We start from the raw sequence: 26,298 nt of genomic DNA on the forward strand, positions 1-26,298 counted from the left end.
TTTCTGCACCACCCCCGTCACCCGCCCGGCGCCGCCCCCGCGGCGCTGGGCCGGGTTCAGCCGGCCCAGCGGGTCGCCCAGCCGCCGGGTCACCCTCATCCCCGCCCCCTCCCCCTCATGCTGGAGATCAGATGCCTCAGCGCCTGCCGCATGTCGGATCCCGCCTCGACGCAGTCGTGGTATTTCCCGCGCCGCGGCGGGGAACGGTCGCAGCCGTTGTCGCCGAGGGCCAGGACGTGGAGGGCGGTGACGTGGGGCGCGCGGGCGAGCGTCCTGCCGATGCTCTCCCCGGGCCGCTCGTTGTCGAAGACGCCCCCGTCGGTCACGACGACGAGGGCCCGCCCGGGTGATCCGGCCCGCCTGTCAAGATCCATGATCATGTCCGATACGGGGGCGTCCGAGCCGCGCCCCACCGTGCCGATGACGCTCTTGGTGAGCTGGTCGAACTCCGCACGGCTCACCGACGACCGGAGCTCCCTGATCCGGGTCCTGCCGCCGACCCGGGAGAAGGCGCTCAGCGTGAGGTCGTCGCGCGGGGTGATCACCGGCTTGACGTCGGGGAAGGTCTCGCGCAGCCGTACGAGCAGGGAGCGGGGCGGGGCGGCCATCGACCCGGACACGTCGAGGGCGATCTCGGCGTCGAGGCGGGGGAGGAGGTCGAAGAACCGGTTCTGGGCCTGTCTCAACTGCCCCGGATCGCGCACCGCCGGCCCGGACGCCGGGCCGCCTGCGGCCCCCTCGCCGAACAGCGGGTGGGCGACCAGCCAGTCGCGCAGCAGGGCGAGCGCCGCCGCGCGCTCGTCGCTCCGCTCGTCCGGCCAGTCGATCGTGACGAACGGGTAGTCCAGCCTGGAGAGGCCGGGAGAGGAGAACTCGCGGAGCTTGTCCCGGCCGCTCGACGCGCTCTCCGGGCAGCCGGTGCCGTTCAGCCTTCCGCTGTTGTAGTCCGTCAGGCTGTGCAGCGGGACCAGCAGGGCCGTGCGCTGGGCGAGATCCTCGCCCCCGGGGCCGTGGCCGGCGCTCTTGAACTGGCAGAGCAGGGAGCTGACGCTCTCGGCGACGATCCCCGGCCGCTCCCGGTCCACCACGTCGTCGAAGGAGCGCAGGTCGGCGACCGCGACGAGCCCGGCGGTGGAGAGTTCGGGCTGCGGGTAGCTCACCGACATGCCGAAGCCCGAGCGGATGGCCTCCCACAGGCTCTGGAGACTGTGGTCGCCGGGCCGCTGGGCGGGGAGTCGCTCCCTGAGCGCCTCGGCACGCCCGCTGATCATGCCGATCACCAGGCGGTCGGAGGCGACCGACGGGCCGATGTGGAGCGTGGCGCCGTCCGCCTTCGCGTCGCCGGAGACGAGCCCGGCCTCACCGGTGCTGGTGGCGACCCAGGCGTCGGCCCGCGGGCCGTAGAGGCGGCGGAACGGCTCGTCCCCCTCCTGCCGCACGTCGTCGCGGTACCAGTTGTCGCCGAACGCGTAGGCGAGCTCGCCGATCGACGGCGCGACCCCCACCGAGATCGCGTACGGCGCGCAGCCGTCCACCAGCCTGCCCCGGACGAACAGGGCGGCGCTCTCGCGCAGGGCGAGGACGTTCTCCGGGGCGGTGATGACCCGCAGTTCGAGCGGCCGCGCGCAGTCGGGGGGCCAGATCCTGTCACTCAGCCACGTTCCGCCCCGGACCACCCCCCAGGGGACCATGACGAGGGCCGCCCCGACGAGGACCCCGACATAACCGGCCGACAGTTTCAGCACGGACCTCTCCAGCCACTGCCGCCCCCGGCCCGGCGGCCGGTCCCGGCGGCCGGGCCGCGGGCTTCTCGCGGCGCGGCGGCGCGGGACGAGCCGTTTCACCGGCGCCGGCAGCCGGCGGAGCGACCCGGCGGAGTCTCCCAGGGCCAGGAAGACGGCCCCGGCCAGGCCGACCACCGCGCAGCCGAGCAGGGTGAGCCCCGTGCCCAGCGCCCGCGCCCCCTCCACCAGCACCGTGAACAGGGCCGTGACGCCGCCGCCGATCAGGGAGTGGGCCGCGATCTCCCGGAGTCTCGCGGGAGTGACGCCGGGCGGGTCCCTGTCCGGTCCCTGCGGGTCTCCGCCCGGCGGGGAGGAGGCGGACATGGGAACCACCGCCCGTTCGACGATCTCGACGAGGAATCCGGCAGGGGCGGGGACGAGATGCGGCCGTCCCTCGTCCCTGGAATCGCGTTAAATCCTAATAGCCATATTCCCCGAGTGCGGGGGACAGCGGATTTTCATCCGCCCTTTTCGGAGCACCGTAACTCGCCGGAGACAGTCGCGAGTTTTATGCTCACCTATATATGAGTATTTGACGGCATAAAAAGCACGGAAGCGGACCGCCGGGGTCCGCCACCCGCCCACCGGGGCGGACGGCGCCGGCCGCGATGTCCGCCGCCGTGCGGGACGCCCGGCCGGCTTGAACTCGCGGCGGTGAGTGCAGTATCAGATGATCCGGGCAGTCCGTCGCCCGGTGCCCGGCCCCCGCCGGCCGCCGCGACAACGACATCCGAAGGAGATCACATGGATATCATCGACCCCGCCGTGAGCGACTACCTGCTCTCCCACTGCACGCCCGCCGACGACCTGCTGCGCGAGCTGGCCGCCGAGACGCGGGAGGCGTTCCCCGGCTCCGCGGGCATGCAGATCTCCCACGACGAGGGCGAGTTCCTCACCATGCTGGTCCGGTTGGTGGGCGCGCGGCAGGCCGTCGAGGTGGGGGTGTTCACCGGATACTCGTCGATCTGCATCGCCCGGGGCCTGCCCAAGGACGGCCGTCTCCTCGCGTGCGACGTCAGCGAGGAGTGGACCTCGATCGCCCGGCGTTACTGGGAGCGGGCCGGTCTCACCGACCGGATCGACCTGCGGATCGCCCCGGCGATCGAGACCCTGCGGGCGCTGCCGGCCGATCCGGTCATCGACTTCGCGTTCATCGACGCGGACAAGGTCGGCTACCCCCTCTACTACGAGGAGCTGGTCGTACGGCTGCGCCCCGGCGGCCTGATCGTCCTCGACAACGTGCTGCGCGCCGGCCGCGTGCTCGACCCGGCCGTCCAGGACGAGGCCGACGTGACCATGCGCCGGGTGAACGACCTCGTCGTCGCCGACGACCGCGTCGACTCGGTGATGCTGCCCGTGCGCGACGGCGTCACGCTCGCCCGCAAGCGCTGAGCGCTCCCCGCGCGGCGGGAGGGCCGGCCGGTCCGGCTCGGGCAGGTCCGGCCTGGCCGGGCGTTCCCCGCCGGGCGGGAGGGCCGATCGCGCGCCTTCCACCCGCGCGGGCCCTCCATCCGCGCGGGCGGAAGGCACGGCGGGCGTCAGTGGCGCCGCAGCGCCCGGGGCCGGTTCGGGACGGACCCGTTCTCCTCTCCCGGACGGCGGGCGAAGCCGGCCAGCAGCACCAGGAACGCGGCCTGGGCGAGCATGCCGGGCGCGAGGGGCGGCGTGGGGCCCACCGTCTTGGTGAGGGCGTACCACCAGCGGGTGACTGAGGGGAGGGTCTCCCAGGCGCCGGCGTACCGCTGGTCGAGGAAGCCCGCCTCGTAGTTGGCGGCCACGTGGACGTAGACGCCGAACAGCGCCACCGGCAGGACGACCGACGCGAGCACCCGGGCCACGGTGACCGCTTCCGCGGGCCCCCGGAGGGCGAGGAGTGTCACCGCGACCGCGAGAAGGGCCAGCGCCCCCCAGGGGAGCAGCTGCTGCCAGGTGTGCCAGTGCCGTTCGGTGGCCAGCTCGAAGGCAGTGCCGAGGACGCTCAGCGCGGACAGGCCGATGAGACCGCGGCGCAACAGCGTGTGGCCGGCGTTCACGGCTTCAACGCCGAGACGATCTTGTCGACCGTCTCCTGCCCCGGGTTGTATTTGGCGAGGTTCTCGCGGAGCGAGGTGAGGTCGGCGTCATCGGCGGCGTAGGGCCGGTATTCGATGACCTCCTCCGCCCACCTTTCGGGGTTGGAGACGCCGGCGGCTCTGAGCGCGGCGATGATCTCGTCCTTGCTCGCTGTGTTCGCCGAGACCTTCTCGGTCCGGGGCCGGCCGCCGGCGGCCGTGGTGGGGCTCGTCGCGGGGCTCGTCGCGGTGGCCGGGGCGGTGGCCGGGGCGGACGTCTGGGACGCCTGCTCCGACGGTGATCCGCCGCAGGCGGTGAGCGCGGCGAAGGCGGCCAGTGCCGCCAGAGCCGACTTCGTTGTCGCTGGTCTCACTTTGATCCGTCCAGTCTGGAGTCTTGCCGGTCGCCTCCAGATTGGCCACGGCGTCTCAGCCAAAGCTCTGCGGGACATGAAAATCACCTGAAAATGGAGCTGCCGTGGCCCGATGAATACGCCGGGACCACCGAGCCCGGCATGGGGCGGCCCGCACGACCGCTCACCACACGGCCACTCCCCGTGCGACCGTTCCCCCCGCACGCCACCGCCCGTGAGCCGCCCGCGGCCCCGGCATGGGGCGGCCCGCACGACCGCTCACCACACGGCCACTCCCCGTGCGACCGCTCCCCCGCACCTCACCGCCCGTGGGACGACCGCCCGGGGCCGACCACCCGGCCCCCGGCGCGTGGTCGGCCCCCGATATCCCGGCCGCGCCCCGCGACGGCCCCGCGGCGGCCGTGGCGGCGCGCCGCCGGAGCCGCCGCGGGGCGCGGTTCAGGCGTCCGGTCACGGATTCAGGCGTCCGGGCGGGGTCCGGACGTTCGGGTGTTCAGGCGGGCTTGCCGTCGGTCCAGCCGGTCTCCAGGACGACCTGGGAGTTCCACCTGGTGCCCGGCGCGAAGCCGGCCTGGTGGCCGCCCGGCCGGACCACGATGTTCTCGCTGGCCAGCGCCCGCCCGGTCGCCTCGTCGAAGATCAGGCGCCGCTGCAGGATCGCGCCGTCCTCCTCGCTGTCCCCCTTCACCTTGGTCCGCTCCTCGATCGCGACAGCGGTGCCGGTGCGGCCCTCCGCGTCGGTGACGTCACCGACGACCTCGATGCTCTCGAGGTCGGCGAGCATCCGGAAGGCCGCGCCGCGCACCTGCGGGGTGACCGGCATGTCCATGATCAGCCCGACGGTGACGGCGAACAGCCAGGCGTCCGACGACATCGGGGCGTCCGACTCGGTGTCGTGCCCGCTGTAGGAGCGCAGCAGCCAGGCCTTGAGGTCGCCCGGCTCCGACGGCAGGCCGCGCAGGTCCTTCATGGTGACGTTCCGGCCCAGCCAGAACACCTTGTCCCCATCGACCAGGGGGGCGTGGCTGTCCTCCACCTTCCCCGGCTCGGTCTGCAGGGCCAGCTTGGCCCTCCGCTTGCCCGGCATCGTGACGGGGATCTCCGTGGGGGAGCCGGCCTGCCTCCAGGCCGCCTCGTCCTGCGGCCCCACGGGCCGCGCCCCGAGGGACTGCGTCCGGCTCCACTGGTCCCCACCGGTCGCGGACGGGGTCCAGCCCTCGATCCGCTGCCGGTCCATGACGACGTAGTCCGCGTCCGCGGCCTTGAACAGGGTCCGGCTCACCGACACCGTGTGCCAGTAGGCGCCCGCCCTGTCCGGCTGGCGGGCCGCCCTGTGGGCGGCGGCCAGCAGGACGTCTCGCGCGGAGAGCCGGATCTGCCGCTCCGGGGTCGCCGGGGCGCCGGCCTCCCAGGTGCTCTCCGGCGCGGCGGGGGCGGGCGCGCGCGGAGCCGTCCCGCCGGTCCCGGAGACCATGACGGCCACCGCGGTCACGGCCGCGGCCGCCCCGGCGAGGCTGAAACTCCACAGCGGCCGTACGGCCCTGCGCCTGCTGCGCGCCGGCCGGGCCTGCGCCATGGCGTAGGAGAGCTCGGCGGTCCTGGTGCGCTCGTCGACCGGGGTGTCTCCCAGGTGCGCGGGGCGTGCGGCCCGCAGCTGATCGATGGGGTTCATGACCACTCCTCGCTGAGATTCCTCACCCGGGGCCGGGACCGCGTGGCGGTCTCCATCTCCTGCTTGAGCCGCCTGCGCGCGCGGTGCAGCCGTACGCGGAAGGCGGCCTGGGAGCAGCCGACGACGCCGGCCGCCTCGCGAGGGGACAGCCCCTGCCAGGCGGTCAGGATCAGGATCTCCCGGTCGCCGTCGGGCAGCTCGGTCAGCGCCTTGAGCACGCCGAGCCGCTCGGCGACCTGCTCGGCGACGTCCTCCTCGACCCAGGCCCGCAGCTCGGCGCCGAGCGACTCCCGGCGGATCTCCGCCCGGATGTTGTCGCGCAGCACGTTGCGGGCCACTCCGAGGAGCCATGGCAGAGCCGGCTCCGGCACGTCGTCCAGCCGCCGCCAGGCGATCGCGAACGTCTCGCTCACCACCTCGTCCGCCACCTGCCGCCCCGCGCGACTGACCACGTAGGCCCACACGCGCTGCCGGCATCCGTCGTACATGCTGGTGAACCGGTGTGAATCGTCCGTCACCGCCCCGTCCCCTCCGTCCGGGTGTGTTCTTCTGACATCGGGAAGTGGTCGGGGCCGCCCCATTGTTACAGGCCCTTTTGTCACAGGCTCTCTGGATACCTCCCACACCTCTCCCCCACCGCCCCCACCACCGCCCCCACCGCCCCCGGGCGGCGGACACCGGCGGGCGCCGCGGAGGAACGCTCGGGCGCCACGGAGGAACGCCGTGGAGGAGCCGTGGAGGAAAGGAGAGAAGCCACCATGCCGGACGGGTCAGTCGCGGGGTGGGACGCCGGTGACGTCTCCAGCGATCACTTGACACATAAAAGGCATTAAAGTGATCAGAACGGCTTTTATGGCGCATATCCGTTTCCACGCGGGAGCCTCCATACCCCGGAGAGATCCCACGCGGAAACGGCATTCCGCGAAAAGCCGTCCGCGACGGGAAACGGCGGGCGCACGGCGATGGCGGACGGCCTCCCGGCTGCCACCGGGGCGCCGACGACCACCCCGACCTCGACCGACGGGCGGGGCGGCCGCCCACGGGGCCCCACGACGGCCGTCCCCCTCCCCGGCCGGAGAACACCATCCGTAATTCCGATAACCGGGAAACGCGGCCCCGCGATCAGGTAACGTAAACCTCGGCAGGAATGAAAGGGAGCCTCCGGTGACCGTAAAAGGCGCCGGAGGCTCCCCTGCTCAAGGCATGCCGGCACGGCCATTCCACGCGGACTCTTCGGAATGCCGGAAATGCCGGTCATCTCATTCATATAAGGACCACACCGGCACCTCACCGGCGGTCCGCCGGACGGGCGAGGAGATCGCCGCGGCCCGGCGGAGGTCATCGCACGGCGATCGCCGGAATCCGGCGGGGCCGGCACGACTGAGGGCCTGACCGCCGTCCTCGGCGGTCAGGCCCTCAGCCCGTTCCTGGTGGTGGGATCTGCGGTCAGGCCGTCATGGCGACCAGGATCCGGCGGGCGCCGGTGAACGGCTCCCGGCCGTGCGCGCACAGCATGTTGTTGATGATCATCAGGTCGCCCTGGCGCCAGGGGAAGCCGAAGGAGACCTCGTCGTAGGCGGCCTTGACGGCGTCGAGGTCGGCCGGGTCGATCGGGCTGCCGTCGGCCAGGTAGGCGTTGCGCGGCAGGTCGGCCTCGTCGTAGAGCGACAGCAGGGCCTCACGGACCTCCTCGTCCAGGCTGGTCACATGGAACAGGTTCGCCTGGTTGAACCAGACCCGCTCCCCGGTGCCCGGCTCGATCTGGTGGGAGGGCCGGTGGTGCCTGGTGCGCAGGCCGTCCTCGACCCACTCGAACGTCTGCCCGTGCCGCGCGCAGTACTCCTCGACCGCCGCCGGGTCGTCGGTCTGGAACGACTCCTGCCAGGACAGGCCGAGCCCCTCCCGGAACGCCCTGGCGTACACGACACCGTCGGCGAACCTGTCCCGCACCTCTTCGGGGATCAGCCGGAACACCGCGCGGCTGTCGGCGATCGGGGTGGCCCCGCCGGTGGCCGCGGCGGTGTCGCAGTAGAAGAACAGGTGCCCCGGCCAGGTGTCGGAGTAGGAGTTCTCGTTGTGCATCGGCAGCGGCTGGTCGGCCGGATACTCGGTGGAGGTGTAGATCGACTCGGTGACGGACGTGCGCGGGGTGGAGCGCTCGGTGTAGCGCAGCGGCTCGCCGCCGACGGCCCTGACGATCTGGTCGAACAGCCCGAGGTCGGCCGGCAGGTCGCGCAGCAGCACCGCACCGTGCTCGGCCAGGCCGGCCCGGAGCCGGTCACGGTGGGCCGTCACCCAGTCGAGGTGGTCGGTCATGTCCGGCCCGAGGGCGTAGACCACGATGGTGGTGTGGTCGTTGCCGTCCAGCCGTCCGGTGACCGGGCCGAGCTGGGCCAGGTCGGTGGGAATGACACCCGTCATGATGCGGTGGTTCCTTTCAGGCGACGTTGCCGTTCCTGCATGCCGATGAGGTCGTCGGGGAGCGAGTCGGGCACCTCGGTGTCGAAGCGCCGCAGCAGCCGGATGGTGGACGCGCAGACGGTGACCGCGGCCATCATCAGGGCGAAGACGACGTAGGTGAGGCCCACGCCTCGCCCGTCCCCGGTGCCGATGATCGCGCCGACCGAGCCGGCGAGGGCGCCGTCCGGCAGCAGCAGGGGGTTGAACAGGGAGGTGGCCACGGGCGCCAGTACGGCGAAGCCGAGCGGCAGGGTGGACCACGAGATGGCCTGGTTGAGCGCGAGCACCCGGCCGTGGAAGCGCTGCGGCACCTTGACCTGGACCAGCGTCACGTAGATGCCCTGGGAGACCGTCATCGCCATCGCCATGAGGAAGACGCCCGACACGACCACCACCAGGGACGGCCGCAGGCCCATCACCAGGCAGCCGACGGCCATCCCCAGGTTGCCCAGGAACACGCCGACCATCCGGCGCTTGCGGGGACCGCCCCACAGCGCCATCACCACGCCGCCGGCCACCGCGCCCAGCGCCTCGGCCACCGCCACCTGGGCGACCTGGTCGACCGTGCCGAAGGAGAGCGTCAGCGGGACGGTCAGCACCAGGGCGGGACCCAGGAAGACGTTGGCGACGGCGAAGTAGATCACCATGGCCCGGAACCCGCGGAGGTTCCAGGAGAAGCGCAGCCCCTCGGCGATCGCGGTGACGAGCGGCTCCTTGCGGCGGAAGCCGAGCGTGTCGGGGAAGCGGACGACCAGCAGCACCGCGAGGGCGAACAGGTAGCTCACCATGTCGAGGGCGATGATGCCGGGCAGGCCGATCGCGACGTACAGCCCGGCGCCCAGCAGGGGGGCGAACAGCATCGCGAACCCGTTGGTGAGCTGGGTCAGGCCCACCGCGTGCCCCAGATAGCGTTTGGGCACCAGCTGCGGGACCGCGGTCTGGAAGGCCAGCCGCTGGTAGGTGCCGGCCATCGAGTTGAGCGGCAGCAGCAGGTAGATGACCCACAGCTCCAGCCGGTCGGACCACAGCAGCAGCGCGATGGTGAGCTGGACCGCGCCGGCGATGCCACTGGCGGCGATCATGACGCGCCGCCGGTCGAACCGGTCGATGAGCGGGCCGGCGATGGGCAGCATCGCCACCCCGCACAGCAGCGTCAGCGCCCACAGCAGGCCGAGGTCGGCCACCGATCCCGTCCGGTCGAACAGCCACACGGGTATGGCGAAGCCGGTCAGCGCCGACCCGGTCGCCGACACCAGCTGGCCGATCGCGACGCTGAGGAACCTGCGGCTGCTCGGCTGGACGGCGGGCGGGCCCGCGTCCTGGCCGGGCTCGGCCGGGTAGTGCGTGTCGTGCAGCGCCCACCCGGCGTCCGCGCCCCGCGCGTCGACGCCGTACTCGGCGGTCTCGCGCTGGGCCATCGCCGGGTGGATGGCCGTGACGATCTCGGCCAGCTCCTCGGCCCGGTGCTTGAGGAAGAAGTGCCCGGCCTGGTCGAGCACCACCAGCCCGGTGGTCTCGGTGAGGAACTCCCACTCCCGGTACCGCTCGCTGTGGTAGTCGGTGACGGGGTCCTCGGAGCCGACCACCGAGATGATCGGGGCGGGCATCGGCTCCGGGTGCCGGTCGAGCAGCTCGGTGAAGTACTCCTCGGCCGCCCGGGAGTCGGCCCGCATGTTGCCGATGATCCGGTCTGCCTGCTCCGGGTCGAGCTCGTCGGTGTCGACGCCCATCCCCTTCAGCCAGTTGGCGTACTCGCGGTTGCTGCGCAGCTTCTCCAGCCGGGTCCGCAGCGCGCCGACGACGCCCTTGATCCTGGCGAAGGGGAACATCGCGCCGATGTAGACCGCGTCCACGTCCCGGCCGGCCTCGGTCAGCTTCCGGGCCACGCCGACCGCGATGGCGCTGCCGACGCCGCAGTGCCCGTAGAGGACCAGCGGGCCGTCGACCCGTTCCCGGACCTCCGCCACGATCCGGTCCACCAGCTCGTGGAAGGGGAGCCCCTCCTCCGTCAGGCCCACGTCGTGGCCGGGGATGGCCACCGAGTACAGCGCGTGCCCGGCGGGCAGGGCGTCGGCCAGCGGCTGGTAGACGATCGCGCTGCCGCCGCCGTACGGCACGCAGACGTAGGACAGGGTGCGCTTGCCGGTCTTCGGGGTCAGCTCGTACAGCAGCGGCTGCGGCCCGGTCGCCGCGTCGGCGCCGGCGTCGATGAAGACGGCCAGCTCGCGGATGGTGCGGTTCTGGAACAGGTCCATCACGCCGACCGGACGTCCCGACCCGTCCGACGCCTTGCGGATGCGGGCCACCACCTGCGTGGCGAGCAGGGAGTGACCGCCGGAGTCGAAGAAGTCGTCGTGGACGCCGAGCTGCTCCACGCCGAGGACCTCGGTCCAGATCTCGGCCAGCATCCGCTCCGTGGCGGTCTCCGGCTCGACCAGCTCGGCGGTGGCGTCCCGCGTCGCCTGCGGGGCGGGCAGCGCCTTGCGGTCCAGCTTGCCGTTGGGCGACAGCGGCAGCGTCTCCAGGGTGACGAACGCCGTCGGCACCATGTAGTCGGGCAGGCCCTGCTTCAGCGCGGCCCGCAGCTCGGCGACGTCGACGTCGGACCCGCCGGGGGTCGTCAGGTAGGCGACCAGCCGCTTGTCCCCCGGGCTGTCCTCGCGGACCACCACCACGGCGTCGGCGACGTCCTCGCGCTCCCGCAGCGCCGTCTCGATCTCGCCGAGCTCGATGCGCAGGCCGCGCAGCTTCACCTGGTGGTCGATGCGGCCGAGGAACTCCAGGTTCCCGTCGCGGCGCCAGCGCGCCAGGTCGCCGGTGCGGTAGAGCCTGGCGCCCAGGTCGGTGCCGAACGGGTCGGGGACGAACCGCTCGGCGGTCAGCGCCGGGCGGCGGTGGTAGCCCCTGGCCACCCCGACGCCGCCGATGTGCAGCTCGCCCGGCACGCCGACCGGGGCGGGGTTGCCGTGCCCGTCGAGGACGTAGAGCCGCATGTTCGCGATCGGGGCGCCGATCGGCAGGGTGACCGCCTCGGCGACGGCCTCGGGGCGGCAGTGCCAGGAGGTGACGTCGATGGCGGCCTCGGTGGGGCCGTACAGGTTGTGCAGCTCGCAGTCCGGGAGCACCGTCGTGAACGTGGCCGCCGTGGCCACGGGCAGCTCCTCGCCGCTGCAGATCACCCGGCGCAGTGCCGTGCAGTCCGCCGCGGCCCTCTCGTCGTCGGCGAGGAACACCGCCAGCATCGAGGGGACGAAGTGGGCGGTGGTCACGTTCTCGCTGATCAGCAGGTCGCGCAGGTAGGCCGCGTCCTTGTGCCCGCCGGGCTTGGCCAGCACCAGCCGGGCCCCGGTGAGCAGCGGCCAGAAGAACTCCCACACCGACACGTCGAAGCCGGCCGGGGTCTTCTGCAGCACGACGTCGTCGCCGCCCAGCCGGTAGGTCCGCTGCATCCACTGCAGCCGGTTGACGATGCCGCGGTGGGTGTTGGGCACGCCCTTGGGCTTGCCGGTGGATCCCGAGGTGTAGATGACGTAGGCGGCGTTGCCGGAGGTGACCGGCGGCCGCGGGTCGTCGTCGGGCCGGCCGGCCCACTCCGCGGGGTCGTCCAGGTCCAGGATGGTCGCGTCGGTGGCCGGGGCGCTCTCCCGCAGGTGTCCCTGGATCAGCACCACGGGGGCGTCGGCGTCGTCGATCATGAACGCCAGCCGGTCCGCCGGATACTCCGGGTCGAGCGGCAGGTAGGCCGCTCCCGCCTTGAGCACGCCCAGCAGCGCCACCACCAGCTCGGCCGAGCGTTCGGCGTAGACGCCGACCAGTGTCTCCGGCCCCACTCCGAGGTCGCGCAGCCGGTGCGCCACCTGGTTGGCCCGCTTGTTCAGCTCGGCGTAGGTCAGGTGACGGCCCTCGAAAGTCACCGCGACCGCGTCGGGGGTACGGGTGACCTGGTCCTCGATCAGGCCGTGCAGCGTCGCCGCCTCGTCGAGCGCGGCACCGGTGTCGTTCCACACGTCCACCAGGAGCGTCTGCTCCTCGGCGTCCAGGATCGGCAGCTCGGAGACGGGGGTGGCGGGGGCGGCGACGACCGACCGCAGGAGGGTGACGAAGCGGGTCGCCATCCTCGCCACGGTCGCCTCGTCGAACAGCGCCGTGTTGTAGACGAACTTGACGATCAGCCCGTCCGGCACCTCGATGACGTGCAGCTCGATGTCGAAGCGGGTGGCCCGCAGGTCCATCGGCAGCCACGCGATGCGCAGGTCCGAGCTGCCCGCCTCCGAGATCCTGCCCATCTGGTAGTTCTGCAGGGCGAACATCGCCTGGAACACCGGCGAGCGGCTGACGTCGCGGGGCACGCCGAGCGCGTTGACGAGCTGCTCGAAGGGCACCTCGGCGTGGTCGAAGGCGTCGAGCACGCTGACGCGGGTGCGTTCGAGCAGCTCGTCGAAGGTGGGGTCGTCGCCGAGCCGCGCGCGCATCGGCAGCATGTTGACGAACATGCCGACCACGTTCTCCAGCTCCGCCAGCGACCGGCCGGCCGAGGAGGAGCCGACCGCGAAGTCGTCCTGGCCGGAGTGCCGCGCCAGCAGCACCTGGTAGGCGGCCAGCAGCGTCATGAACAGGGTGGCGCCGCGCTCCCTGGAGAGCCGGTTGACCGCTCCGGTGAGCTCGGCGTCGACGTCGACGATGTGCCAGTCGCCGTCGAAGACCTGGGTGGCGGGCCGCGGCCGGTCGGCGGGCAGCTCCAGGGCCGGCACGCCGGCGAGCCGGTCGCTCCAGAACTGGAGCTGGCGGTCCAGCTCGGGGCCGGTCTGGGTCTGCCGCTGCCAGTGCGCGAAGTCGCCGTAGGCGATCGGCAGGGCGGGGAGCGTGACCGGCGTGTCGGCGCGCTGGGCGTGGTAGGCCGCGGCGAGGTCGCGCAGCAGCAGGTCCACCGACCACCCGTCGCCGACGATGTGGTGGGTGCTGACCAGCAGCCGGTGGTCGTCGTCGGCCAGCCTGATCAGCAGGGCGCGGAGCAGGGGCCCGTCGGCCAGGTCGAACGGCTCGGTGGCCGCCTCGTCGATCAGCACCTGGGCCGCGGCCTCGTCGTCCGCCGTCACATACCGCAGCGGCACCGCGACGGAGGGCTCGACGTGGACGGTGGGCCGGCCGTCGGAGTCGGCCGGGAAGCGCATCCGCAGCGCCTCGTGCCGGACCGGGAGCGTCTGCAGAGCCCGCTCCAGCACCTCGCGGTCGAGCTCGCCGGTGAGGCGCATCGGGACCGGGATGTTGTACTGGCTCGTGCCCGGCGCGAACTGCTCCATGAACCAGACCCGCTCCTGCTGGTAGGACAGGGGCGGGGCGGTGCCCTCGGGGCGCGGCGCCACGGTGGTGGCGGCGCGCCGGCGCAGCCGCTGCTCCAGCAGCGCCCGGCGGGCCGCGGCGGAGGAGGCCGCCGCGGGTGCCGGTAATGGGGGCTGTGGGGGGGTTTCTGGGGTGGTCGTCATACCCGGCCGTCACCTTCCGCTGTGAGTAGCCGCTCGACATCCTCATCGCTGAGCTGGTCGAGGTCTTCGGTGAGCCGCCGTTCGATCTCGGCCGCGAGGTCGGCGACGGTGGCGTAGGAGAACAGTCCGCGGACCGGGATGTCGACCTCGATCTGGCCGCGGATCCTGGCGATGGCCCGGATCGCCAGCAGGGAGTTGCCGCCGAGCTCGAAGAAGTCGTCCTCGGCGCCGATCTTCTCCACCCCCAGCAGCTCGGCGAAGACCTCCGCCACCAGCTCCTCCGCGGCGGTGCGGGGCGCGATGTACCGGCGGTCCGGCGCCGTCACCGGGGCGGGGAGCGCGGCGTGGTCGAGCTTGCCGTTGGCCGTCAGGGGCAGGGCGTCGAGGCTGACGTAGCCGGAGGGGACCATGTGGGCCGGCAGGGTGGCGGCGAGCGCGTCACCGACCGCCGTGAGGTCCGCCTCGCCGACCAGATAGGCGACGAGCCGCCGGCCGTCGGCGGTGTCCTCGCGGACGCTGACGGCGGCGTCTCGGACGCCGGGCTGCGCGCGCAGCGCCGTCTCGATCTCGCCGGGTTCGATGCGGTAGCCGTGGAGCTTGATCTGGTCGTCGGCCCGGCCGACGAACTCCAGGCTCCCGTCGGCCCGCCGGCGCGCCAGGTCGCCGGTGCGGTACATCCGCCGGCCGGGCGGCCCGTAGGGGCACGGCACGTAGGCGGCGGCGGTGGCGGCGGGCCGGTTGAGGTAGCCCCGGGTGACCTGGGGGCCGGCGACGTAGAGCTCGCCGACGACACCGGTAGGGGCCGGCCGCAGCCCGGCGTCCAGCACGTAGGCGGCGTTGCCGGGGGCCGGGCGGCCGATCCCGACCGAGCCCGCCTGGTCGACGGGGATCGCCTCACCCGGTGCCACGTGGGCCGCGATGCAGCCGACGGTGGCCTCGGTGGGACCGTACTCGTTGATGACGGTGACGCCGGGGTGCCGCTCCCGCCAGGCGGTGACGGCGTCGGCGGGCAGCGCCTCGCCGCCCAGCACCAGGTCGGCGCTGGGGGCCGCCTGGTCGGGCAGCGCCGCCAGCAGCGCCAGGTGGCTGGGGGTGGCCTTGAGGAACGTCGGCCGCTCACCGGCCGCGAGGCCGTCGTCGAGGGCGGCCAGACGCACCGCTCCCCCGACGGTCAGCGGGCCGAACAGGGCGGTCACCGTCAGGTCGAAGGAGATCGGCGAGTGCAGCAGCGCCTGCCCGGCCAGGCCGGGGTAGGCGGCGCCGGCCCACGCCAGGTAGGCGGCCACCGAGCCGTGCTCGACCACGACCCCCTTGGGGGTGCCGGTCGAGCCCGAGGTGTAGATGACGTAGGCGATGTTCTCCGGCCCGGCCGCCTGCTCCGCGTTCTCCGGACCGGCCGCCTGCTCCGCGGAGCCGGTCGCGGGCTGCCCGGCCCACTCGTCGGGGTCGTCGACGGTGAGCACGGTCGCTCCGCCGGCCGGCAGGTCGCCGGCCAGGTGCCGCTGGGTGAGCACCACCGCGGCGGCGGAGTCGGCGAGCATGTACGCCACCCGGTCGGCCGGGTAGCCGGGGTCCACCGGCACGTAACCCGCTCCGGCCTTCCACACCCCCAGCAGGGCGGGCAGCAGTTCCAGGCACGGCCCGGCGTACACCGCGACCAGCGACTCGGGGCCGACGCCCGACCGGCGCAGCCGCTCCGCCACCCGGTCGGCGGCTCCGTCCAGCTCCGCGTAGGTCAGCCGCCGGTCACCGACGATCACGGCGGTCGCGTCCGGGGTCCGCGCGGCCTGTGCCCGCACCATCCGGGGCACCGTGGCGTGCTCGCGCGCCGGCTCCTGCGGGCCCGGCTCCAGCAGCGCCGCGCGCTCGGCCTCGTCCAGCAGCGGCAGGTCGCCGACCCGGATCTCCGGGTCGGCCGTGCCGGCGGCCAGGACGCGCAGGTAGCGCTCGACGAACGTCTCCGCGGTGCCCCGGTCGAACAGGTCGGTGCGGTACAGCAGCCGGCTGGTGCCGGTGGTCAGGTCGAAGGCCAGGTCGTCCTTGGAGGTGGTGTAGGGGATCGGCTCGATGCCGGAGTCGGGGATGTAGTTGAAGCCGATCTGGTAGAGCGGCTGCACCCCCGGGTCCCGCTGCGGCGCGATCGCCTCCACCACCGCCTGGAACGGGATCTGGCCGTTCTCCATGGCGTCGAGCAGGGTCACGCGGACCCGGCCGAGCAGCTCGGCGAAGGTCGGCTCGCCCGAGGTGTCGGCCCGCACCACCATCTGGTTGATGAACATGCCGATCAGCCCGGCGACCTCGGGCAGCTCCCGCCCGCTCATGGTCACGCCGACCACGGTGTCGTCGTCGCGCGACAGCCGGGACAGCAGCGCGACGTACGCGGTGAGGAACACCATGAACGGCGTCGCGGCCGAGCGGCGTCCCACCGCGGTGACCTGCTCCTGCAGCTCCTGCGGGATCGTGAAGCGGACCTCGTCACCGGCGTAGCCGAGCCGGGCGGGCCGCGGCCGGTCGGTGGGGAGGGTGTGCACGGCGGGCAGCCCCGCCAGCCGCGAACGCCAGTAGTCCGTCTGCTCGGTCAGCGCCTGGCCGGTGAGCTGGCCGCGCTGCCAGGCCGCGTAGTCGGCGTACTGGATGGGCAGCTCGGGCAGGTCGGCCGGCCGGCCGGCCGCCGCGGCGGCGGCCAGCTCGGCCATCTCCCCGGTGAGGACGACGGCCGAGGTGGCGTCGAAGACGGCGTGGTGGACCACGAAGGTGATCACCCAGCGCGCGTCCTCGGTCCGGACCGCGACGGCCCGCCACAGCGGGGCGCGGTCGGTGGGGACCGCCGCCCTGGCCGCGGCCAGGGCGTGATCGAGGGCTCGGGCCCGGCGCTCCTCGGCCGGGAGCGCCCGCAGGTCGTGCACCTGCACGTCGAGGTCGGCCTCGGCGTGCACCACCTGGCGCAGGGCGCCGTCGACGATCCTGAAGGACGTGCGGAGCACCTCGTGCCGGTCGGTGACGGCCCTCAGCGCCGCGACGACCTCGTCGGCCTCCAGCGGGTGCGAGATCTCGAACGAGCACGGCAGGTTGAACACCGGCGAGCCGGGGTCCATCTGGTCGGCCAGCCAGATCCGCTCCTGGCCGAACGAGGCGAGCGCCTCCCATTCCCTGGCGGTCACCGTGTCACCCGCCCTGGCGCAGGCTGAGCGGGCGCATGTCGGTCCACACCGTCTCGATGTGGTCCAAGCAGTCCTGCTTGGCTCCACTGAAGCCGGTCTCGTGCCACCCGGCGGGGAGTGTGCGGCCCGCCGGCCAGATCGAGTACTGCTCCTCGTCGTTACGCACGACCAGGTAGTGGTCGTCGGTCATGGTTCCTGCCTCGTTCATTTACGGTCCAGCTTGGGGATGGTGGTGGCCGGACGGGCCTGCTCGGCCTCGCCGTCGGCGGCCCGGAGCCGTTCGACGACGACCGCGAGCTCGGCCACGGTCGGCGACTCGAACAGGCTGCGCATCGGCAGCTTCACGCCGACGGCCTTGCGCAGGGAGGCGATGAGCTGCACCGCGATCAGGGAGTTGCCGCCCAGCGCGAAGAAGTCGTCATCGATGCCGACCCGCGGCACGCCGAGGCCGTCGCTCCACACCCGTGCGATGGTCGCCTCCAGCTCGGTGCGGGGCAGGGCGTGGTCGTCGCCCTCCGCCGCCTGCCCGGAGCTCTCCTCGGCCCCGGCGTCGCCAGCGATGCTGTCGGTGGTCCGGGCCCTGGCCCGTTCGGCGAGCTCGGCCACCGGCAGCGGGTTGATCACGACCTGGGGGCCGAGCCGCGCGGCCAGCACCCGGCGGAACGCCTCGGCGCCGTCCACGGGGGCGATCCCGTCGGTGGCCGGCGCGGCGGGCGCCGATCCGGCCGGGCCGCCGGGGGCGGCCAGGTCGCCGGTGACGGCGTCGCGGTCCACCCGGCGCAGCACGAAGTCGCCGATCTCCACCAGCACCCGGCCGTCCTCGTCGAACAGCGTCAGGTCCGCCGAGACCACGTCGTCACCGCCGTCGGCGTAGCGCAGGTGGCTCCAGAACCGCGCGGGCAGCGGCCCGCGCACCAGCACCCGGCCGTAGGAGAGCGGCAGGTAGCTGCCCTCCCCGCGTCCCTCGCCGAAGGCGGTGGCCACATCCAGCAGCGCCGGGTGCAGCACCCAACGCTCCAGGTCGGCCAGGGCGGCCTCGGGCGCGACGATCCTGGCGAGCTCCTCGTCCGGGCCCACGTGGTGCTCGCCCAACGCGTCCCAGCGGGGGCCGAAGGTGAGCATGCTGGTCCGTCCGGCCTCGCCCGCGGTCTCACCCGCGGCCTGGCGCGGCCGGCAGCGGGCCACGATCGACCCGGCGTCCGCCTCCGCGGCCGGCTCGGGGCGGACCCACCCGGCCGAGCCGCGCACGTGCGTGGCGGAGCGACCCGCCGTACGGCTCGTCACCTGGAAGTCGACGCCGTCCGCCGAGGGGGTCAGCTCCACCCGGTACTGGGCGGTGCCCCCGTCGGGGACGGAGAACGGCTCCAGGAACGCCACGTCCCGCAGCTCCACGACGTGGTCGGCGTCCGGGGCGGGCAGGCACGCGGCCACCGCGGCCCGCACCGACTCCAGGTGGCCGGTGCCGGGGACCACCGGCACCTGGCCGATGCGGTGCTCGTCGAGCAGCCAGTGCGTGGCGGCGGAGACCAGCCCGTGGGCCTCGGCCTCCCCGTCCTGGCCGGTCACCCGGGTGGACAGGACCGGGTGGTCCACCGCCCCGGCGACCCCGCCGCGGGCGGCGCGGAACCCCTCGGGCGCCGACACCTCGACGGCCATGCCGACCTCGGTCCAGCCGCCCCAGTTCTGCGAGACGACCGGCGCGCGCCAGCCGTGGGCGCTGCGGGCGTAGGCGTCGAGGAAGTTGTTGGCCGCGCAGTAGTCGACCTGCCCGAAGCCGCCGACCACGGAGGTCACCGAGGAGCACAGGGCCACCCAGTCGAGCGGGAGGTCGCCGAAGACCTGCGCCAGGGCGAGGGTTCCGGCGATCTTGGGGGCCAGTACGGCGGTGGCCGTGGCGCGGTCCTTCACCTCGGCCATGCCGCCACCGGGCAGGCCGGCGGCGTGCACGATGCCGTCCAGCCCGCCGAACTCGGCGTCGATCCGCTCGCGCACCGCGCTCAGCCCGGCCGGGTCGGTGACGTCGGCGGCCAGCACCAGCACCTGGGCGCCCGCCTGCTCCATCCGACGGATCGCGAGGATGGCGCGGCCCGTGCGGTCCGCGCCGCCGTGCACCGCCAGGTGGGTGTCCCACTCCTCACGCGGCGGCAGGCCGTTGCGGCTGAGCAGCGCCAGCCGCGCGCGGGCCCGCCGCGCGAAGTCCTCGGCGAGGGTGATGCCGATGCCGCCGATGCCGCCGGTGATCAGGTACCGGCCCCCGTCGCGGACGACCGTGGTCTCGGAGACCTCCTCGCCCAGGGGCACCTGGGCGTAGTCGGTGACCCAGCGGCGGCCGGCGCGCAGCGCCACCTCCGCCTCGTCGGCGGGCCGCAGCAGCTCGGCGACGAGGTCGGCCGTCTGCGCGGCGCCCGCCTCCGGGTCGGCGTCGATGTGGCGGACGGTCAGGCCGGGCAGCTCCAGCGGGACCACCCTGGCGATGCCGGCGAGGGTGGCGTGCTCGGGGCGGGGCAGATCGCCCTGCGCGTCCGAGGTGCCCGACGACACCACGTCGAGGTGGACCCCGTCGGCCACCCCCGCGCCGGCCAGGGCCTGGACCAGGCTCAGCAGGTCGAAGAAGCCGCGCTCCTGCGCCTGCCAGGTGGCGGCGATCTCGCCGCCGGCCGGCAGGCCGTCCAGCGCCAGCGCGTGCACGATCCTGGCCGGGACACCGCCGGCCAGCAGCGTCTCGTGGTCGCCGGGACCGGCCACCCGCACGGCGGCGCCCCGGGCGCGCAGCTCGGCGACGAGCTCCTGCCCGCGGGGCCCGTCGGCCAGCACCAGGCAGTCGCCGAGCTCGGTCCGGCGGGGGTCGGGGGCGGCCTGGCGCCAGGTGGGCACCGCGAACCAGTCGGCCAGCGGCAGCGGGCCGCGGCGCCGGGCCGGGGCGGCGGAGGCGGTCTGGTCGACCGGGTCGGCGTCGATCCAGTAGCGCCGGCGCTCGAACGGGTAGACCGGCAGCGGCACCCGGCGGGCCGTCCCGGAGCCCGCGGTCAGCGGCACCCCGGCGGCCCACAGCGTGCCCGCCGCGTCGTAGACGGTGGCGGCGTCGCCGGTCCGCTCCCCGGGCCCGGGCAGGCTGGGCAGCGGCGCGGGCGCGCCCTTGGGCAGCTGCATCCTGGCCAGCCCGGCCAGCTGCCGGCCCGGCCCGCACTCCACCAGCATCGGCGGCGTGTCGCCGTGCGCGGCGAACAGCCCGGCGACGCAGGCGCCGAACCTGACCGGCTGCCGCAGGTGGCCGGCCCAGTAGGCCGGGTCCGTCGCCTGCTCGGCGGTGATGGGCTCGCCGGTGACGTTGGACCAGAACGGCAGGCTCGGGGCCCGCCGCGGCACCGAGGCGACCAGCGCGGTGAACTCCGCGAGGATCGGCTCCATCATCGCCGAGTGGAAGGCGTGCGAGGTGCGCAGGGCCTTGCAGCCCACCTTCTCGGCCTTCAGCGTCTCGGCGAACGCCTCGATCGCCTCCGTGGGGCCGGCCACCACGCAGGTGCCGGGGCCGTTGACGGTCGCCACCGACACCCCGTCCGGCAGCCGGCCGGCCAGCTCCGACTCGTCCCGCTGGACGGCGAGCATCGCACCCGCCGGCATCGACTGCATCAGCGCGCCGCGGGCGGCGACCAGACGGACCGCGTCGGCCAGGGTGAACACCCCGGCGACGGTCGCGGCGACGTACTCGCCGATGGAGTGGCCGATCATCGCGGCCGGCCGTACTCCCCAGCTCCGCCAGAGCCGGGCCAGCGCGTACTCCACGGTGAACAGCGCCGGCTGGGTGTAGCGCGTCTGCCGGAGCGTCTCCTCGGCGTCGGGCGCGGTGCCGAACATCAGGTCGCGCAGGTCGAGACCGAGGTGCTCGGTGAGCAGGTCGGCGCACTCGTCGACGGCGGCGGCGAACACCGGTTCGGCCCGGTACAGCTCCGCGCCCATGCCCGCGTACTGCGCGCCCTGCCCGGAGAACAGGAAGGCCACGGCCGGCGGGGTGGGGCCGGCCTCGCCCTTGCGGCGGCGCTTGCGCTCGCGCAGCGCGGTGACCGCGTCGGCGCGGTCGGTGGCCACCACGGCGGCCCGGTGGGAGTACTCCTGCCGGCCCACCCGCAGCGTGTGGGCCACGTCGGCCAGCGCGAGGTCCCCGTGCGACTCCAGGTGCCCGGCCAGCCGCTCCACCGCCGCGTCCAGCGCGGTGGCGGTCTTGGCGGAGACCTGCAGCAGGTGCGCGGGCCGCGAGGGGAGCGGGTCCGCCTCGACGGGCGGCGCCTCCTCCAGCACGACGTGCGCGTTGGTGCCACCGATGCCGAAGGAGCTCACCCCGGCGCGCCGGGGGCCGCCGTCCGTCTCCCACTTGCTGAGCGTGGACGCCACGTAGAACGGGGTGTCGGCGAAGTCGATCGCCGGGTTGGGCCGCTCGTAGTTGATCGTCGGCGGGATCAGCCCGTGCTTCAGCGCCAGCACCGCCTTGATCACGCTGATGATGCCCGCGGCCTGGCTGAGGTGGCCGATGTTGGACTTCACCGAACCGATGCCGCACCAGCCGCGGTCCTCCGTGGCCTGCGTGTACACCGAGGTCAGGGCGGCCACCTCGATCGGGTCGCCCAGCGCGGTGCCGGTGCCGTGCGCCTCGACGTAGCCGATCGTGCGCGGGTCGATCCCGGCGAGCCCGACCGCCTGCGCGACCGCGGCGGCCTGCCCGTCGACGCTGGGGGCGGAGAAACCGACCTTGCCCGCGCCGTCGTTGTTGATCGCGTTGCCCCGCACCACGGCGTGGATGTGGTCGCCGTCGGCGATGGCGTCCTCGAGCCGCTTGAGCACCGCGACGCCGACGCCGCTGCCCCAGACGGTGCCGTTGGCGTCGGCGTCGAACGGCCGGCAGTGGCCGTCGGGGGAGGTGAACCCCTCCACGCCGATGTATCCGGTCGCCGGCGGGTGCTCCACGTTGACGCCGCCCGCCAGGGCCATGTCGCACTCGCCGCCGCGCAGCGCCTCGCAGGCCAGGTGGAGCGCGACCAGCGACGTGGAGCAGGCGGTGTGGATGGTGAAGCTGGGCCCGCGCAGGTCCAGCCGGTAGGACACGGTGGTGGCCACGTAGTTCGGCGAGTTGGCGGTGGCGAGCCCGATGCCGTGCCGGGTGTCCCACACCCGCTTGTTGCGGGCCAGGTTCTCCCACAGGTACTGGTTGCCGCCGGTGCCCGCGTAGACGCCGATGGCGCCGTCGTAGCGCGCCGGGTCGGTCCCGGCGTCGTTCAGCGCCGAGTAGCAGGTCTCCAGGAACAGCCGGTGCTGCGGGTTGAGGATCTCCGCCTCGCGCGCGGTGAGGCCGAACAGGCCGGCGTCGAACTGGTCGTACCCCTCGACGTAGGGCGCCTTCGACACCCAGCTCGGGTCGTCGACGTCCTCCTCGGACACGCCCCTGGCCACCTGCTCCTCACGGGTGAAGGTGGTGATCGATTCCACGCCGTCGACCAGGTTCCGCCAGAACTCGTCGATGTCGGAGGCGCCCGGCACGCGGGCGGCCATCCCCACGATGGCGATCGGTTCGACGCCCTCGTCGGTGACGTCACTGGTCATGGTCGTTCTCCTGTCCGGTGGTGCTGTGGACGCGTCGTGGGCGTCGCGTGCGGTTGCGCCGCGCCTCGGCCCGGGAGGCCGCGCGGGCGAGTTCGGGATTGCCGGCCTGGGGGTGCCCGGCGGAGCCGCCCGCCGGGCTTTCGGCGTCGAGGTAGGCGGCGAGGGATCGGATGTTGGGGTAGCGGAACAGGTCCACCATCCGCAGTTCACGGTCGAGCTGGACGCACAGGCGGGCGTGCACGGCGGCGAGCGCCAGCGAGTGACCGCCGATGTCGAAAAAGTTGTCGTCGGGGCCGACGCCGTCCCGCTCCAGGACCTCACGCCAGATCGTGGCGATCAGCTCCTCGGTGGCGGTCGACCCGGTCCCCTGGCCCGCCGACGGCGCCACGGCCACCGGGTCGGCGACCCGCATGGCGCCGGGCGCCGCCTCCGGCGAGACCCGGCCGGGCAGCGCGACCGCGCCCATCGGGGTGGCCGGGTCGGCGGCCAGCGCGCCGACCACGTTCACGTAGTCGGCGAGCATCGCGTCGATCCTGGCGGCGTCGAACAGGTCGGGGTTGTAGACGACCTCGACGGAGAATCCGCCGTCCCGCTCCGCCACGTACACGGTCAGGTCGAACGGCGAGCCCGGCTTGTCGACCTCGATCGTCTCGCCGCGCACGCCGGGCAGCTCCAGCCGGGGCTCGGTCAGGTTCAGCACGTTGAACATGACCTGCACCAGCGGGGCGCGGGAGGTGTCCCGGCGGATGCCGAGCTCCTCGACCACGCGCTCCAGCGGCGCGGCCGGGTGCGCGGCGACGTCCAGCAGCTCGCGGGTGCAGCGCCGTACGTGGGTGGCGAAGTCGGTGCGGTCGTCCGACCGCAGCCGCAGCGGGACCATGTCGATGAAGAACCCGACCAGGTCGTCGAAGGCGGCCACCCGCCGGTCGGCGACGACCGCGCCGACCACGTGGTCGGCGGCGCCGGTGAGCCGGTGGAGCAGCCGGCCGAGCCCCGCCAGCAGCACCCCCGCCGGGGTCGCCCCGAGGTCGGCGGCGAGCGCGCGGACCGCGGCGTCGGTCCCGGGCGGCAGGGCCACGCGGGCCTCGGCGCCCCGGTAGGTCTGCACGGCCGGGCGGGGCCGGTCGCGGGGCAGGTCCAGCACGGTGGGCGCCCCGCTCAGGTGCCCGGCCCACCAGGCCAGGTCCGCCTCGCCGGTGCGGCTGTCCCGCTCGGCCCGCCAGACCGCGTAGTCGGCGTAGGAGGCCCGCAGCGGCGGCAGGTCCACCGCCCGGCCGGTGACGGCGGCCGTGTAGGCGGCCGACAGGTCGGTGTAGAGCGTGTCCCGGGACCAGCCGTCGAACACCGCGTGGTGCAGGGTCAGCGCCAGCACGTGCTCGTCGGGGGCCAGCACGTACAGCCACGCCCGCCAGGGGGAGCCGCCCGCCAGGTCGAACGGCGCGGACGCACCGGCCGCCAGCCGGGTGCGCAGCTGCGCCTCCCGCTGCGCCTGGCCGTACCCGCTCAGGTCGACCACGGTCAGGTCCACGTCGGAGGGCGGCTCGCAGACGGCGTACGGCACGCCGGCCCGCTGCCGGATCCGCCAGCGCAGCACGTCGTGCCGCTCGGCGACGGTCCGCAGCGCCGTCCGCAGCGCCGCCACCTCCAGGGGGCCGCGCAGCCTCTCGGCCAGGGCGATGTTGTACGGCGCGGCCTCGGGCGCGAGCTGGTCCAGGAACCACAGGCGGCGCTGCGGCGGGGCCAGGGTCGGCGGGTGGCCGAGGGTGAGCTCCGGCCCCGCCAGCCGGGCGGCCCCGTCGAACCGGGCGGCGATCTCCGGCAGGGTGCGGCCGGCGAACACGTCGTCCACCGTCACGTCCAGGCCCAGCTCGCTGCGGGCGGCGGCGACCAGCCGCATCGCGGTGATCGAGTCGCCTCCGCCGGCGAAGAAGTCGGCACCGACGCCGAGGCGCCGCCACACCGCCGCGAGCGCCCGTTCGGTGGCCGTCTCCCCTTCCGGCGAGTCGTCGGCCGGGCGTTCCTCGGCGGCCAGCTCCCGCAGCCGGGACCGGTCCACTTTGCCGGAGGAGTTGAGCGGCAGCTCGGGCAGGCGCAGCACGCGTCCCGGCAGCATCGCCACGGTCAGCCGCGAGGCGGCGTATCCGGGGTCGGCCGGAGCGTCCTCCGGCGTGAGGAAGGCGACCAGCTCCAGGCCGCCGCCGGGCCGCGGCACCGCCTCCACCGCCGCCTGCGCCACCGCCGGGTGCTCCTGCAGGACGGTGGCGATCTCGCCCAGCTCGATCCGCTGGCCGCGGATCTTGACCTGTCCGTCGCGGCGGCCCAGGTAGACGAGCTGTCCGTCGTCGGCGTACCGCGCCATGTCCCCGGTCCGGTAGAGCCGCGCGCCCGCCTCGCCGGAGAACGGGTCGGGCACGAACGCCGCGGCGGTCAGCGCGGGCCTGTTCAGGTAGCCGCGGGTCACGCCGGGGCCGCCGATCAGCAGCTCGCCCTCGGCGCCGGGCTCGACCAGGCGGAAGTGGTCGTCGACGACGTAGCAGCGGTGGCCGGGCGTCGGGTGGCCGATCGGCACCGGCGTGGCCTGCGGAGCGGCCAGCTCGGCGGTGGCGGCCGACACCGTCGCCTCGGTGGGCCCGTAGACGTTGACGAACCGGCGGCCCGGCCACCGGTTGACCAGCTCGGCCGGCACCGCCTCGCCGCCGGCCATCACCACCTGCCAGTCGGGCAGCGTGGCCGGGTCGAGCAGGGCCAGCACGGCGGGGGTGACGAACCCCCAGGTGATCCGGTGCTCGGCGACGAACCGCTGCAGCCTGGTCGGGTCGGAGCGGTCGGCGTCGCCGGCGATGTGCACCGACCCGCCCACGATCAGCGGGACGAACAGGTCGAGGGCGGAGGCGTCGAAGCTGAGGGAGGAGAAGCCCAGCGCGCGGGTGTCCGGTCCGGCCCCGACGGTCTCGATGGTTCCGAGGACGAAGTCGGCCAGGTTGTGGTGGGTGACGAGCACGCCCTTGGGCCGGCCGGTGGAGCCGGAGGTGTACAGCACGTAGGCGAGGTTGTCCGGCGCGGCCGGGCAGTCCGGCACCGCGGCCAGGTCGACGGACTCGGCCGGGCCGGGTACGGCGACGCACCGCAGGCCCGCCTCGCCGGCCGCCTCCGCGCCCGCCCGGTCGGCCACCATGACCTCCAGACCGGCGTCGACGGCCATGTCCCGCAGCCGCAGCCGGGGGCCGGCCGGGTCCAGCGGCACGTAGCAGCCGCCGGCCAGCAGCACGCCGTAGATCGCGACCAGCAGCGCGGGCCGCCGCTCCATGCAGATCCCGACCCTGGTCTCCGGCCCGACGCCGAGCGCGCCGAGCCGGGCCGCGAGCGCGGCGGCGCGGCCGGCCAGCTCCCGGTAGGTGATCTCCTCGTCCCACTGGGCGACCGCGAGCGCGTCCGGCACGGCGCGGGCCCGCGCCACGACGAGGTCGGCGACGGTCCGCCCCGAAGAGACGGTCCGCTCCGGGGAGAGCGTCTGATCGGCCTCCATGCGGTCCGCCTCCAGGTGGTCCGTTTCCAGGTGCTCCGTCTCCGGGTGGTCCGCCCCCACGCGGTCCGCCTCCGGCTGGGACAGGCGGTCGCTCATCGCCCACCGCCCGCGGTGACGGGGTCGGTGATCTGCAGGCGCAGTTCGCTGAAGTAGCGGTTGCCCTGGTGGTCGGGGACCCAGGCCTGGTCGGGGGTG

12 protein-coding genes are annotated in these 26,298 nt (G+C 74.1%); 1 reads left to right on the top strand and 11 read right to left on the bottom strand.

Annotated features, from left to right (window positions below):
- Positions 1-95: 95 nt before the first annotated feature.
- Complete coding sequence (locus ACWDS7_RS26690; RefSeq protein ID WP_451931507.1) at positions 96-2,108, bottom strand: hypothetical protein; 2,013 nt, start codon at positions 2,106-2,108, stop codon at positions 96-98.
- Between the two features lie 420 nt (positions 2,109-2,528).
- Between ACWDS7_RS26690 and ACWDS7_RS26695 the strand changes: the two genes are divergently transcribed.
- Positions 2,529-3,176 carry an O-methyltransferase gene (locus ACWDS7_RS26695; RefSeq protein WP_451931508.1) on the top strand — a complete coding sequence of 216 codons (648 nt, stop codon included), beginning with the start codon at positions 2,529-2,531 and terminating at the stop codon, positions 3,174-3,176.
- Positions 3,177-3,322: 146 nt separating this feature from the next.
- On the opposite strand, the gene ACWDS7_RS26700 is transcribed toward ACWDS7_RS26695, so the two are convergent.
- From ACWDS7_RS26700 to ACWDS7_RS26745, 10 genes are all read right to left on the bottom strand, one after another.
- Positions 3,323-3,817 carry a hypothetical protein gene (locus ACWDS7_RS26700; RefSeq protein ID WP_451931509.1) on the bottom strand — a complete coding sequence of 165 codons (495 nt, stop codon included), beginning with the start codon at positions 3,815-3,817 and terminating at the stop codon, positions 3,323-3,325.
- Entirely contained in the window at positions 3,814-4,209 is a 396-nt protein-coding gene (locus tag ACWDS7_RS26705) for a hypothetical protein (RefSeq protein ID WP_451931510.1), read from the bottom strand. Before ACWDS7_RS26705 ends, ACWDS7_RS26700 begins: the two co-directional genes overlap by 4 nt.
- Before the next feature lie 493 nt (positions 4,210-4,702).
- Positions 4,703-5,881, bottom strand: coding sequence for a CU044_5270 family protein (locus tag ACWDS7_RS26710; RefSeq protein ID WP_451931511.1), 1,179 nt, complete (start codon positions 5,879-5,881; stop codon positions 4,703-4,705).
- On the bottom strand, positions 5,878-6,399 hold the full coding sequence (locus ACWDS7_RS26715; RefSeq protein ID WP_306862579.1) for an RNA polymerase sigma factor: 522 nt from the start codon (positions 6,397-6,399) through the stop codon (positions 5,878-5,880). Before ACWDS7_RS26715 ends, ACWDS7_RS26710 begins: the two co-directional genes overlap by 4 nt.
- Positions 6,400-7,327: 928 nt before the next feature.
- A complete protein-coding gene (locus ACWDS7_RS26720; protein WP_306862576.1) occupies positions 7,328-8,302 on the bottom strand; it encodes a TauD/TfdA family dioxygenase in 975 nt (324 codons plus the stop codon).
- The gene (locus ACWDS7_RS26725) at positions 8,299-13,824 is read right to left on the bottom strand and encodes an amino acid adenylation domain-containing protein (RefSeq protein ID WP_451931512.1); all 5,526 of its coding nucleotides are present in this window, start codon (positions 13,822-13,824) and stop codon (positions 8,299-8,301) included. Before ACWDS7_RS26725 ends, ACWDS7_RS26720 begins: the two co-directional genes overlap by 4 nt.
- Positions 13,821-16,985 (bottom strand): non-ribosomal peptide synthetase, encoded by a 3,165-nt coding sequence (locus tag ACWDS7_RS26730; protein WP_451931513.1) that lies wholly within the window; start codon positions 16,983-16,985, stop codon positions 13,821-13,823. Before ACWDS7_RS26730 ends, ACWDS7_RS26725 begins: the two co-directional genes overlap by 4 nt.
- 4 nt (positions 16,986-16,989) lie before the next feature.
- A complete protein-coding gene (locus tag ACWDS7_RS26735) occupies positions 16,990-17,193 on the bottom strand; it encodes an MbtH family protein (protein WP_306862569.1) in 204 nt (67 codons plus the stop codon).
- Complete coding sequence (locus ACWDS7_RS26740; RefSeq protein WP_451931514.1) at positions 17,190-22,577, bottom strand: SDR family NAD(P)-dependent oxidoreductase; 5,388 nt, start codon at positions 22,575-22,577, stop codon at positions 17,190-17,192. The genes ACWDS7_RS26735 and ACWDS7_RS26740 overlap by 4 nt, the downstream gene beginning before the upstream one ends.
- Positions 22,567-26,199: an amino acid adenylation domain-containing protein gene (locus ACWDS7_RS26745; protein ID WP_451931515.1), complete on the bottom strand. Its 3,633-nt coding sequence runs from the start codon at positions 26,197-26,199 to the stop codon at positions 22,567-22,569. The genes ACWDS7_RS26740 and ACWDS7_RS26745 overlap by 11 nt, the downstream gene beginning before the upstream one ends.
- Positions 26,200-26,298 lie beyond the last annotated feature (99 nt).

It is taken from the genome of Streptosporangium sp. NPDC003464 (assembly GCF_053588315.1).

Coding starts and splice junctions, on each gene's coding strand:
- ACWDS7_RS26690 (WP_451931507.1), bottom strand. CDS start 2,108: ATGTCCGCCTCCTCCCCGCCGGGCGGAGACCCGCAGGGACCGGACAGG.
- ACWDS7_RS26695 (WP_451931508.1), top strand. CDS start 2,529: ATGGATATCATCGACCCCGCCGTGAGCGACTACCTGCTCTCCCACTGC.
- ACWDS7_RS26710 (WP_451931511.1), bottom strand. CDS start 5,881: ATGAACCCCATCGATCAGCTGCGGGCCGCACGCCCCGCGCACCTGGGA.
- ACWDS7_RS26720 (WP_306862576.1), bottom strand. CDS start 8,302: ATGACGGGTGTCATTCCCACCGACCTGGCCCAGCTCGGCCCGGTCACC.
- ACWDS7_RS26725 (WP_451931512.1), bottom strand. CDS start 13,824: ATGACGACCACCCCAGAAACCCCCCCACAGCCCCCATTACCGGCACCC.
- ACWDS7_RS26735 (WP_306862569.1), bottom strand. CDS start 17,193: ATGAACGAGGCAGGAACCATGACCGACGACCACTACCTGGTCGTGCGT.
- ACWDS7_RS26740 (WP_451931514.1), bottom strand. CDS start 22,577: ATGACCAGTGACGTCACCGACGAGGGCGTCGAACCGATCGCCATCGTG.
- ACWDS7_RS26745 (WP_451931515.1), bottom strand. CDS start 26,199: ATGAGCGACCGCCTGTCCCAGCCGGAGGCGGACCGCGTGGGGGCGGAC.